Origin of the sequence: Pradoshia sp. D12 (assembly GCF_008935075.1) — a bacterium.
GTDB lineage: Bacteria > Bacillota > Bacilli > Bacillales > Pradoshiaceae > Pradoshia.
The window spans coordinates 2,736,510-2,749,165 of sequence record NZ_CP044545.1 but is presented as its reverse complement, the minus strand read 5'-3'; the positions used below and the strand labels follow the sequence as shown (position 1 = coordinate 2,749,165).

Sequence of the window (12,656 nt, the reverse complement as noted above, 5' to 3'; positions counted from 1 at the left end):
AATGCCAATAGAACAGATGAAAATGCCGCAGCTTGGGGAGAGTGTAACAGAAGGGACGATCTCGAGCTGGCTTGTAAAGCCCGGTGACCGAGTGAATAAATATGACCCGATAGCTGAAGTAATGACGGATAAAGTGAATGCCGAAGTTCCATCTTCCTTTACTGGAGTAATTAAAGATTTGATTGCAGCAGAGGGAGAGACACTTCCTGTCGGGGAAGTCATGTGCAGTATCCAACTAGCAGGAGAGCCTGATAGTTCTGAAGAGGCACCAAAGGAAGAAAAGAATCATTCTGAGGAAAAAAGTGAATCGCTAATTCAGACCGACCAATCTAATAAGGCACGTTATTCTCCGGCCGTATTAAAATTATCCCAGGAACATGGGATTAACCTCGAAAACGTGGCTGGAAGCGGAGCCGGCGGTCGAATTACTCGTAAAGACATTTTGAAAGCTGTGGAGAGCGGCACTGCTGCTAAGGCCCAAGTTAACATTGAAAATGCTGAACCGAAAGCGGATACTCAGATGTATGAGCCTAATTTGGGTGTAAAGCAAAAATCATCAGGCAGTGATATGAAGATAGAAAGTGGAGATCGAGAAATACCTGTAACTGGTATAAGGAAAGCTATTGCACAAAATATGGTGCGTTCTAAACATGAGATTCCGCATGCATGGACAATGGTGGAAGCGGATGTAACCAATCTCGTTCAATACCGTGATTCACTTAAGAAGGAATTTAGGCAAAAGGAAGGCTATAATCTAACTTATTTTGCCTTTTTTGTTAAAGCGGTTGCTCAAGCATTAAAAGAGTTTCCAGAAATGAATTCAATGTGGGCTGGAGATAAAATTGTCAGGAAAAAAGATATTAACATCTCGATTGCTGTGTCGACGGATGAAGCGTTGTATGTTCCGGTTATTAAATTTGCAGATGAAAAAACAATTAAAGGGATTGCACGTGAAATTAATGAATTGGCTGAAAAGGTCCGTTCCGGTAAATTAAAGTCCGAGGATATGCAGGGCGGTACCTTTACGGTAAATAATACTGGTTCATTTGGATCCATCCAATCGATGGGAATTATAAACCATCCACAGGCAGCTATCTTGCAAGTGGAGTCAATTGTCAAGAAACCAGTTGTCATGCACGGCAATATGATTGCTATCCGGGATCGGGTCAATTTATGTCTATCACTAGATCACCGTATTCTTGATGGATTGGTATGCGGAAGGTTTTTGGCTCGAGTGAAAGATATCCTGGAACATATCACAAGCGAAAATACACCGCTATATTAATAGAAAACATGAGGGCACACAGTATGTGTGTCTTCTTTTATCTACTTGATCATTTCCCAAGAAATAATTTACTGGATTAAATGGACATTGTATACACCTGTGAATTCATCGACGTTTTTCTTTTCATTTTATTTTAAAGGAATTTTTCTCGGAGTTGAAGAAATGATAGAGTGACTGCCGTCTGATTAAGGGGATGGATGTAGCTATGCACTATTTGATAGAACCAATAGCATTTGTGAAGAATAGCAGGAAAGAAATAGTGGATGATGATTGGGGTGCTATTGTATCGTCCATTGAACTGGCTGAGAATATAAGTCAATCGTCTTTAAAAGGTATACACGAATTCTCTCATTTAGAAATTATTTTTTATTTTGACAAAGTAGATGATAGAAATATTCAGTATGAAGCAAGACATCCCAGAAATAAAGAATTTCCCGAGGTAGGCATCTTTGCACAAAGAGGGAAGAATCGGCCGAATAAGCTTGGGGTTACAATCGTTGAATTAGTGGGAGTTGAACAGAGAGTATTAACTGTTAAAGGGCTAGATGCTCTGGATGGTACCCCTATCATAGATATTAAGCCTGTAATGAAAGAATTTTTGCCAAAAGAAAGAGTTCTTCAACCCACCTGGTCAAATACTTTAATGGAGAAGTATTGGTGAATTGATTGAATAATGATTTAAGAAGATTTGGACCATTTTTCCTTTTATTGGAGAAAAAGGTCGTTTGCATGATAAGATTAATTAACATACTATTTCGTTAATTGGCGAGGGGAGGGAGCTTTCTTTTAGTAGAAAGCAAGCTATGAAGATAAAGGATGCGAAGAATGATAGGTTTCAACAGACAACAGTGGAGGAGTGGGAAAAAGCAGTTCTAAAATCTTTAAAGGGAAAAGAACTGGACACATTACACACTCAAACGTTTGAAAAAATCATTTTGAAACCGCTTTACAATTTGGATTCAGAAAAAGATGAAGTACCCGTACCCGGTAAACCTCCTTATACAAGAGGAATCTATGAAAATGGCTATCAGCATCACCCGCTAAAAATTTGCCAAGTGGCAACAGGAAGCAATATTAAGGGAACTATACTCGAGGCATTGGAGAATGGGCAAAATACGATTTCCTTTGATGTAAACAAAATGGGCAGTGAAGAACTTATCAAACTATTGAATGATTTGCCGATTGAGGACTATCCTTTATTTCTACAGGCTGGTTCTGGTAACCGGCAGGAAATCATTATGGAAAAGTTAGCTGAGGTTAACGGGCTATCTGATCAACAAGGAGCAGTGGTACGAGATTTAATTACTGAATGGGCTGAAAGAGGGTCTATACCTACTAAAGAAAACAATGCCTTATCTGATTGGTTTCACTATATAAAGAACTGGAATCTATCTTCCCCAACAATAAAAACAATTCTGGTCAATAGTAGGCCTTATCATGAAGCAGGTGCAGATGCCGTCAAAGAGATTGCGTATTCATTATCACTTGGTGCACATTATGTATTTGAAGGCATGCAGGCAGGGTTATCAGCACAAGAAACGGCAGAAAAAATAATTTTTTCATTCTCGATTGATTCCTCCTTTTTCATGCAAATTGCCAAACTTCGAGCTGCGCGAAAGCTTTGGTTTGCGGTTGGTAAATCATATGGTCAGGAAAACATCTTTAAAATGGACATCCATGCACAGACCTCATTAAGAAATAAAACGGGGTTTGATCATTATGTAAATCTCCTCCGTTCAACAAATGAAGCATTGGCAGCAGTAATTGGGAACTGTCAGTATCTCACGGTCATCCCATTCGATCAATTGCAAAGAGAAAAGAGTTCTCTTGGAAAACGCCTGGCAAGAAACATTCCACATATTCTTAGGGAAGAGAGCATGTTAATGAAAACAGCTGATCCAGGCGGGGGTTCTTACTATTTGGAGGCTTTAACAGATGAACTGTGTCAACAGGCATGGGATCAGTTTATTAAACTGGAGAAAAAAGGCGGTATTCTTTCAGAGTTAAAGAAGGGGCAAATACAAGGAGAGTTAACGGAGCTAGCTAAAAACAGATTATCAGCGGTAGCTATTAGGAAGGAAAAGATGGTGGGTACAAATGTGTATGCAAATCCAAAGGAAGAACGACCGGATCTGGCACAGAATTTAATAGAAACGCAAAGCATTCAAAAGAGTGAAAAAGAAATATTCCCGCTTAAACCAATCCGTTTAGCATCAGAATTTGAAGCTATTAGATCGATGAATTTGACCTGGGGCAATGAGATGGAGCAACGGCAAAGAATCATAGTGATTGGACTGGGCAGCGTCTCTCAATCTAAGCCATATATTGATCTTTCAAAAGAAGTATTGGCGGCAGGGGGTCTGAGTTATACAGAGCGAACCGGAATAGTAAATCAAGAAATGCTGGAAGAGATAATAAGAGGTTGCCAGGGAAGCTATTTCCTGATATGCGGTGATGAGAATCACCTGAATACGCCATTATCCAATTTAAAAGTAGACAGCAATATGCATATTTATGCAGTGGGGAATTTTGATTTGGCTATCAAGGAATTTAATTGGAAGAAAATTGACCGACATACAAATATGATTGACCTATTAACCATATTGTCATCAAGGCAGGGGGTAAAGGCATGAAAAAACCGGATTTTTCACAAATAGATTGGCAGTCTGTCCATGAGGATTTCGTTTCAGATTCAGCAGATATACGTTCGGATATTCCTGACTTTGAAACAAATGAGCAAATACCGTTAAAGCCTCTATATAATCGGGATGATTTAGAACTGGTGGAGCATGTACCGTCCTTCCCGGGGATTGCTCCCTTTACGCGGGGGCCCTATGCAGCGATGTATGTAAACCGCCCATGGACAGTTCGCCAATATGCAGGCTTTTCTACTGCTGAAGAATCGAATGCTTTTTACAGACGGAATTTGGAGATGGGACAAAAAGGGTTATCGGTTGCATTTGATTTAGCGACTCATCGAGGCTATGATTCTGATCATCCGCGTGTGGTTGGGGATGTTGGGAAAGCGGGAGTTGCGATTGATTCGATAGAAGACATGAAAATACTATTTTCCGGTATACCACTAGAGAAAATGTCTGTGTCGATGACAATGAATGGTGCCGTATTGCCGATAATGGCATTTTATATTGCTACAGCAAAAGAACAGGGCGTAGATTCATCACGGCTTACCGGTACGATACAGAATGATATTTTAAAAGAATATATGGTACGTAATACATATATTTACCCACCAGCTATGTCTATGAAAATTATTGCCGATATCTTTGAGTATACCTCCGCTCATATGCCGAAATTTAATAGTATATCAATCTCTGGCTATCATATGCAGGAGGCAGGAGCACCTGCGGATTTGGAGCTTGCCTATACACTGGCTGATGGAATTGAGTATGTGAGAACAGGATTGAAAGCGGGCATAGCTATTGATACATTTGCCCCACGTTTATCGTTTTTTTGGGGTATCGGTATGAACTATTTTATGGAAGTTGCTAAGCTAAGAGCGGCTCGCTTTTTATGGTCAAAACTTATGAAGCAATTTGATCCGAAAAATGAAAAATCGCTGGCACTTAGAACACATTCGCAAACATCCGGTTGGAGCCTTGCTGAACAAGATCCATTCAATAATATCGCCAGAACTTTAATAGAGGCACACGCAGCGGCACTTGGGCATACTCAATCCTTACATACAAATGCTTTTGATGAAGCGATTGCGCTGCCGACAGAGTTTTCAGCTAGTATCGCCAGGAATACGCAGTTATTCCTGCAGGAGGAAACCGGAATTACAAATGTTATTGATCCATGGGGTGGTTCCTATTATGTCGAGTCCTTAACGAATCGTTTAATTGAGAAAGCATGGGCACATTTGGAGGAAATTGAACAGCTTGGAGGGATGGCCAAGGCAATTGAATCCGGTATTCCAAAGATGAGGATTGAGGAAGCTTCTGCACGCCGGCAAGCAAAGATTGATTCCGGTGAAGAAATCATGATTGGAATCAATCAATACAGGACAGAAGAAAAAGAAGAATTTGATATCCTTGAAATTGATAATTCAAAGGTCCGCGAACAGCAGATTAAACGACTCGAAACGATTAAGGATACGCGTAATCAGGAACAAGTTACAAAAACACTGAATGCATTGACCAAAGCGGCACAGTCTGGCGAAGGAAATTTGTTGGAATTGGCTGTTGAGGCAGCAATTGCAAGAGCAACTCTTGGTGAAATCTCGGATGCGATAGAAGCGGTTTCGGGTCGCCACCGCGCTGTTATCCGAACAATCAGCGGAGTCTATGGTTCCCATTATCGGGAGTTAGATAAAATCAATGAAGTTAGAGAATTAACAGAGGAATTTTTGCTTAATGAGGGTCGCCGTCCTCGAATATTAATTGCTAAAATGGGTCAGGACGGTCATGACCGTGGGGCCAAAATTGTTGCATCAGCTTATGCAGATCTTGGATTTGATGTCGATATGGGTCCTTTATTTCAAACACCGGAGGAATCTGCTAAACAGGCAGTTGAAAATGATGTGCATGTCATTGGGATGAGTTCTTTAGCCGGAGGGCATAAAACATTGTTGCCTCAATTGGCCAGTGAACTAAAAAAACTTGGCCGGGAGGATATCGTCATTATTGCAGGAGGCGTCATACCGGAGCAGGACTATGATTATTTATACAAGCATGGTGCTTCAGCTATATTTGGTCCTGGAACCGTCATACCGGAAGCGGCTATCAAAATAGTAAATGAAATTTATAAAAGGCTAGGGTATGAGGAAGTGTCCAGTCATGACAGACCATAATCAGCAATACGAAAGAAAAAGATATAAGAGAGTCCATACGAAGCCCGTTGATACAGAGGAAATTGTCCGGAACTTAAAAGCCGGGCAATTACAAGCATTATCAAAAGCCATTACTTTCGTTGAAAGCAAAGGGGACGTTTATCGTCCGCAGGCTGAAGAGATTTTGCAATCTATCCTCCCCTTTACAGGGAATTCAATTCGCATCGGTATTAGTGGGGTTCCAGGGGCAGGAAAGAGTACATTTATTGAGAATATGGGGCTATTTTTATGTGAGCTTGGGTATAAAGTGGCCGTACTTGCCATTGACCCAAGCTCTTCCATCAGCGGAGGCAGTATACTTGGGGATAAAACTAGGATGGAAGAACTTTCGAAACATCCAAATGCCTTTATCCGCCCGACCCCATCAGGAGGTAAATTAGGCGGTGTGCACCGTAAAACAAGAGAAAGCATGATGATTTGTGAGGCTGCCGGATATTCAGTGATCTTAGTAGAAACGGTTGGAGTGGGACAAAGTGAAGCTGAAGTCAGGGATATGGTAGATTTTTTTCTGCTGCTGACTCTTACGGGTGCAGGAGACGAACTGCAAGGAATGAAAAAAGGCATCCTTGAGCTTGTCGATGGAATAGCTGTTAATAAAGCTGATGGGGAAAATGAAAAGCTAGCAATGCGAGCGAAAGAGGAATACCGTCAAATCCTCCGTGATCATATACCGGCTACAAAGGATTGGACTGTCAGGACGTTTGCTTGTTCAGCCTTGCATAAACAGGGTCTGAATGAAATTTGGGAGGCCATTATAGAATTTTCCGTTTTCACAAAGGAAACAGGTGAATTTTCGAATAGGCGAAAACGGCAGGTCACAAAATGGTTTGAGAGTGAAGTAGAACAGCAAATCATTGATCATTTTTATACCGATAAAGCTGTTAAGAAACTATTACCGATTATCGAAGCAAGTGTCAGAGATGGAGAGAAAATAGTTTCAAAAGCAGCTGCTGAATTATTTCATCTGTATTTTTTTTCGAAGGATAAGTAAAATGTAGAGTAGTACATAAAAAAGATGGATAGCCTTATGGCTATCCAAAAGTTTAGGAGTATAGGGGGTCATCTTAATTAAAGGTACTATTCCCCTGTGTAAGTAAACTAAACCTGTCATCTGGAATATTTTATAAAAAACGGCTGCTCTGATACTATAAGGGTAGCTCCGATAGAAAGGAAGATGTTTAAGTGAGCATGAATTTTAATTTATTTATGAACGACGTGGTTCGCCAGGCTCGTCAGGAAATACAAAATGCAGGTTACAAAGAATTAACAACTGCAGAAGAAGTAGATGAGACTCTAAGCAAAAAGGGAACAACGCTTGTTATGGTTAACTCTGTTTGTGGATGTGCAGGTGGTATTGCTCGTCCTGCTGCTTATCATGCAGTGAATTATGATAAAAGACCAGACCAATTGGTAACGGTCTTTGCCGGTCAGGATAAAGAAGCTACTGCCAGAGCAAGAGAATACTTTACGGGCTATCCGCCTTCCTCTCCATCATTCGCTCTTTTAAAAGATGGAAAAATCATTAAAATGGTTGAGCGTCATGAGATTGAAGGGCATGAACCTGTAGAAGTAATTGAAAATCTGCAAAAAATGTTTGATGAATATTGTGAAGAAGTCTAATCGATCTTACCTCAGGTGAAAAGAGGAAAATAAGCTCAAAAAAGATAAGAATGAAAATGTCTAAATATAATAAAATTCTGTATATAATTTTATTATAATGTTATGGGAGAAGTATCATTTTTTGATACTTCTTTTTTAGTTTAACGCGTGAAAACTCAAGAAAAATTAATTATATATACATAATAATTAAATATTTTGCAAAACAGATTTTATGTGTTAAAATACATTTTGTTGCATATATATAATATTTATTAAATCTTAAAATATAGTTTGATAGTTTAATTGTGTAAGGAAATGAAAACTATCATCATGAAAAACACATTATAGTGGGGGTAAAGGACAATGAAAAAATGGTTGCTTAGTTTATTGACAGCAGTATTAGCAGTTTCGGTATTAACGGCTTGTGGAAGTTCTGACGAGTCAGGAAATGGTTCTGAAGATGAAAAAGTTTTAAAAATGGCTACATCGGCTGATTATAAACCATTCGAATACATTGATACAGCGAAAAGTGATGAAATTATCGGATTTGATGTAGATTTGGCAAAAGCGATTGCTGGGAAACTTGGTTATAAAGTAGAAGTTGTCGATATGGATTTTGGCGGTTTAGTAACGGCTGTGAAAAATGGACAAGCTGATTTTGTTATGGCTGGGATGACTCCAACTGAGGAGCGTGAAAAGAATGTGGATTTCTCTGATATTTATTACACAGCGAACCATATGATTGTCACTTCAAAAGATAACAAAATCGAATCAGTTAAAGATCTGGAAAATAAAACTGTCGGGGTACAAATGGGTTCTATTCAAGAAGAAAAAGCTCAGGAATTAGCTAAAACAACAAAAATGACAGTTGAAAACCGTGACAAAATTCCTGAATTGGTACAGGAAATAAAATCTGAACGTTTTGATGCGGCTATTATTGAAGATTTAGTGGCACAAGGGTATCTTGATAAGAATGAAGATTTAACAGGATTCCTTCTTGAAGGAGATGCAGAAGAAGTTGGATCTGCCATTGCTTTCAAAAAAGGCAGTGAATTGCGCGATCAATTTAATGAAGAGTTGAAAAAGATGAAAGAAAATGGTGAACTTGAAGAGTTAGTTCTAAAATGGTTTGGCGGAGACGCTGAATAATAATTTCAGAAAGGGAGAACCCCTTTCTGAAATTTTCTTTTTATTAACAGTGATAGGAGAAAGTACATGAATCTTGATTTTACAGATATTATCCCTTCCATGCCCTATATAATGGAAGGTGTATATACGACATTGCAAATAGCAGCATTGGCTGCATTGTTTGGTTTCTTTCTTGGAACCATTATAGCCTTATGCAAAATCACTACAATTAAGCCGCTCATTTGGTTATCAGATTTTTATACATCTATATTTAGGGGTACTCCATTAGTTCTTCAATTAATGATTATTTATTTTGCTTCACCGCAATTATTTGGTTTTCAGATTGAAGGGTATTGGGCAGCAGTTTTAGCATTTTCTTTAAACTCGGCTGCATATATTTCCGAAATTATCCGTGGGGGGGTTCTTGCGGTAGATAAGGGTCAAAGGGAAGCGGCCATGGCACTTGGTGTTCCATACAGCAGCATGATGGCCAATATCATCCTTCCGCAGGCATATAAAAATATTTTACCTGCCTTAATGAATGAATTCATCACGCTTACAAAGGAATCTGCGATCGTTACAACTATTGGCGTAATGGATATCATGAGACGCGCATACCAAGTTGGGGGACAAACCTTCCAATATTTAGAGCCGCTTCTGTTTGCAGGTTTAATCTATTACGTACTGGTTATGATTTTAACGCTAATCGGAAAAATGCTTGAAAAGAGGTTGCAGCACTGATGATTAAAGTAAAAGAGCTATATAAAAGCTATGGAAAGCTGGAAGTTCTAAAGGGGATTTCCACAGAGATAAAAGAAGGAGAAGTGATTGCTGTAATTGGACCATCCGGTTCCGGTAAATCAACATTTCTTCGTTGTATGAACCTAATGGAAAAACCAACTGGCGGACAGATTTGGATAAAGGGTGAGGAGATTACTGCACCGAAAACAGATGTGTTAGCGATGCGTCAGAATGTAGGAATGGTATTCCAGCACTTTTATCTGTTTCCTCATAAGACGGTTTTGGAAAACATCATGTACGCACCAATGAAAGTCCGCAAAGTCAAGAAAGAGCAAGCCAAAAAGGAAGCAATGGAACTATTGGCAAAAGTAGGAATGGAAGATAAAGCGAATGTGTATCCTGAACGCCTCTCCGGCGGTCAAAAACAAAGGGTAGCCATAGCGCGAGCATTAGCCATGAAACCTGAAATTATGCTGTTTGATGAACCTACTTCAGCGCTTGATCCTGAGATGGTGAAAGAAGTACTCGAAGTTATGAAATCACTGGCAACTTCAGGGATGACAATGGCGATTGTGACGCATGAAATGGGATTTGCCAAGGAAGTAGCCGATCGTGTTTTATTTTTAGATGGAGGAGTGATTGTGGAGGATGCCCCTCCGGCAGAGTTTTTCTCGAATCCTAAATCTGAACGTGCTAAAGACTTCTTGCAAAAGGTACTCTAAAAAGTTTATGCTATTAGTAAAAAGATGGTCTGATTTCAGAGCGTCTTTTTTGCATTAAATTGCATGAGAGGGACTACATAAACTATGTTTAAAATCGGATATCGAACCGTTAAAACGGCTATAGGGACTCCAATTGCTATATACATAGCCCAAATAATTGGGCTTCAGAGTTTTGCCTCTGCTGGAATCATTACTATATTGTGTATTCAAAGAACAAAAAAGCGATCGTTCAGGGCTGCCGGTGAGCGTTTCTTTGCCTGTTCATTGGCCATGCTTTATTCCTTTGCATTTTTTGAACTTCTCGGATATACACCTCCTGTCATTGGATTAATGCTGTTGTTTTTTATTCCGACAACTGTTGCATTAAATATTTCTGGCGGTATTGTGACAAGCAGTGTAATTATTTTGCACTTATACGCTTCTAATTCGATTACATTGTCAAGCTTACTTAATGAATTTTTACTAGTTGTCATTGGGATTACAGTTGCCTTTCTGGTTAACTTTTATATGCCGAACATGGAGCGGGAGCTAAAAAAATACCGAATGGATATTGAAAAGCTCTATAGTATTATTTTTAAGGAATTAAGTAATTATTTGGTGACAGGGAACAGTGCCTGGAGCGGTAAAGAGATTATAGATGCAGAAAATTTAATTCGAAAAGCGGTTTACTATGCAGCTTTGGAGGAAGAAAATCATAAAATAGTCGATGATGCCTCGTACTATCACTATTTTAAACTCCGTGAAAAACAGTTGAGTATCTTAAAGAGAATACTGCCTTTAGCTGCTAAGATGGATTTGTCGGGTGATGAGGTCAGTCATGAACTTGGTGAATACATTGGATTTTTAAGTGATAATGTTCATCATCATAATACCGCTAATGAATACATCGAGATGCTTGAGAAGTTAGTGAAGGAAGTAAAAAAGAAAGAAATTCCAACATCCTTCGATGATTTTGAGAAACGGGCCGCACTTTTCCAGCTGATCAAAGAATTGAAAGACTATCTAATAATCAAAAGTACAGTGAAACCACTGCCAAATTCTAAAGAAAAGAAATGAATGAAAACACAGTTCAGAGCCCATCCTAAACAAAAAGGATGGGTGTTTTTTATGAAATGGATGTCACTCTGGTTATTACTGCAAGTAATGTCTCCAATATGGCCTTTAGGACCCAACCCAATTCCCGGGGATCCGTTTATCGTGATTAATAAACAAACCAATCAGCTAGTATTTTATGTTGATAATCAGGAAAGATATCAATTTTCGATTGCTACTGGAAAGAATGATGAAGATACACCAGAGGGTCTATTTACGATTATTACAAAATTCGAGGATCCTGAATACTCCAGAAAGTCGATTCCCGGTAATGATGAAAGAAACCCACTCGGCTCTAGATGGATGGGGTTTGATGCACGTAAAACGAATGGTAGAAATTACGGGATTCATGGAACGAATCAGGAGGATTCGATTGGAAAAAAGGTGTCTGCTGGATGTATCCGGATGAAAAATCAAGAAGTCCAGGTACTGTTTGAATTAGTTCCGCTTGGTACAAAGGTGTACATCTATGATAATTCAGAGCCTGCTTCTTTTTATGCGAGACTATTTCATGCCATAAACGAAAAAACCTCATCTGACTCTCCGTGAAGAGAAAAAGATGAGGTTTATTTTTTATAGGAAAGCTGACAAACCGGATAATAAGGTCACCGCGACCATCGTAAAAATCATAATATAAACGATTATCTTCTGTGTACGCTTTTTAGACATAGAGCTACACTCCTTTTACATTCTTCTATTTGATACTACTATGTTTAGCAAAACTCCTCAAGTCTAAAAAAATTTCATTCACTATTTGAGCAAAATATCTTTATAGAATTTTAAGAATGCTCTATTATTTAAGATAGGAAAATAAAGGGGGATTTGTATGCAAAAGGGAATTGACCATATCGGCATTGCTGTTCGTTCCATTTCGAAAGCGCTTCCTTTATATGAGGGGATTTTTGGTATGGTAAATGAAGGGGAAGAAATAGTCGAGAGCCAGGGAGTTAGGGTAGCTTTTTTATCCACTGGTAATACACGAATAGAGTTATTGGAGCCCTTGAATGAATCAAGTGCTGTTGCAAAATTTATTGCAAAAAGAGGGGAAGGCATACACCATATTGCGCTTGAAGTGAGTGATATTAAAGAAAGAATTAAAGAAATAAAGGATAATGGCATTCAATTGATTGATGAAGAACCCAGACCCGGAGCACATCATACACAAGTAGCTTTTATACATCCTAAGTCGGTACAGGGAGTTTTAGTAGAGGTTCTAGAGAAACCGGAACGGGAGGAATAA

General features: G+C 39.1%; 13 protein-coding genes. 12 read left to right on the top strand and 1 reads right to left on the bottom strand.

Going from position 1 to position 12,656, the window contains the following annotated elements; all coding sequences use genetic code 11:
* Nucleotide 1: 1 nt before the first annotated feature.
* From F7984_RS13155 to F7984_RS13105, 11 genes are all read left to right on the top strand, one after another.
* A complete protein-coding gene (locus F7984_RS13155; RefSeq protein ID WP_066104895.1) occupies nt 2-1,285 on the top strand; it encodes a dihydrolipoamide acetyltransferase family protein in 1,284 nt (427 codons plus the stop codon).
* Nucleotides 1,286-1,490: 205 nt separating this feature from the next.
* Nucleotides 1,491-1,946 carry an SAM-dependent methyltransferase gene (locus tag F7984_RS13150; RefSeq protein ID WP_139892475.1) on the top strand — a complete coding sequence of 152 codons (456 nt, stop codon included), beginning with the start codon at nt 1,491-1,493 and terminating at the stop codon, nt 1,944-1,946.
* A 142-nt stretch (nt 1,947-2,088) separates the two neighbouring features.
* A complete protein-coding gene (locus F7984_RS13145) occupies nt 2,089-3,918 on the top strand; it encodes a methylmalonyl-CoA mutase family protein (protein WP_140462040.1) in 1,830 nt (609 codons plus the stop codon).
* The gene (scpA, locus tag F7984_RS13140; protein WP_140462041.1) at nt 3,915-6,095 is read left to right on the top strand and encodes a methylmalonyl-CoA mutase; all 2,181 of its coding nucleotides are present in this window, start codon (nt 3,915-3,917) and stop codon (nt 6,093-6,095) included. Before F7984_RS13145 ends, scpA begins: the two co-directional genes overlap by 4 nt.
* Nucleotides 6,082-7,125 carry a methylmalonyl Co-A mutase-associated GTPase MeaB gene (gene meaB / locus F7984_RS13135; protein ID WP_066104884.1) on the top strand — a complete coding sequence of 348 codons (1,044 nt, stop codon included), beginning with the start codon at nt 6,082-6,084 and terminating at the stop codon, nt 7,123-7,125. Before scpA ends, meaB begins: the two co-directional genes overlap by 14 nt.
* 191 nt (nt 7,126-7,316) lie before the next feature.
* Nucleotides 7,317-7,754 (top strand): BrxA/BrxB family bacilliredoxin, encoded by a 438-nt coding sequence (locus F7984_RS13130; protein ID WP_139892467.1) that lies wholly within the window; start codon nt 7,317-7,319, stop codon nt 7,752-7,754.
* Between the two features lie 342 nt (nt 7,755-8,096).
* Complete coding sequence (locus F7984_RS13125) at nt 8,097-8,882, top strand: transporter substrate-binding domain-containing protein (RefSeq protein WP_066104877.1); 786 nt, start codon at nt 8,097-8,099, stop codon at nt 8,880-8,882.
* A gap of 66 nt (nt 8,883-8,948) precedes the next feature.
* Nucleotides 8,949-9,602 carry an amino acid ABC transporter permease gene (locus F7984_RS13120; RefSeq protein WP_066104872.1) on the top strand — a complete coding sequence of 218 codons (654 nt, stop codon included), beginning with the start codon at nt 8,949-8,951 and terminating at the stop codon, nt 9,600-9,602.
* Nucleotides 9,602-10,324 (top strand): amino acid ABC transporter ATP-binding protein, encoded by a 723-nt coding sequence (locus tag F7984_RS13115; RefSeq protein ID WP_066104869.1) that lies wholly within the window; start codon nt 9,602-9,604, stop codon nt 10,322-10,324. Before F7984_RS13120 ends, F7984_RS13115 begins: the two co-directional genes overlap by 1 nt.
* 84 nt (nt 10,325-10,408) lie before the next feature.
* Nucleotides 10,409-11,380, top strand: a complete 972-nt coding sequence (locus F7984_RS13110; RefSeq protein WP_139892462.1) for an aromatic acid exporter family protein — start codon at nt 10,409-10,411, stop codon at nt 11,378-11,380.
* The gene (locus F7984_RS13105) at nt 11,381-11,965 is read left to right on the top strand and encodes a L,D-transpeptidase (protein ID WP_225983603.1); all 585 of its coding nucleotides are present in this window, start codon (nt 11,381-11,383) and stop codon (nt 11,963-11,965) included.
* A 24-nt stretch (nt 11,966-11,989) separates the two neighbouring features.
* Here the strand turns inward: F7984_RS13105 and prli42 are convergent, their stop codons facing one another.
* Nucleotides 11,990-12,085, bottom strand: coding sequence for a stressosome-associated protein Prli42 (gene prli42 / locus F7984_RS13100; protein ID WP_139063836.1), 96 nt, complete (start codon nt 12,083-12,085; stop codon nt 11,990-11,992).
* Between the two features lie 157 nt (nt 12,086-12,242).
* On the opposite strand from prli42, the gene mce reads away from it, so the two are divergent.
* Nucleotides 12,243-12,656: a methylmalonyl-CoA epimerase gene (gene mce / locus F7984_RS13095; protein WP_066104864.1), complete on the top strand. Its 414-nt coding sequence runs from the start codon at nt 12,243-12,245 to the stop codon at nt 12,654-12,656.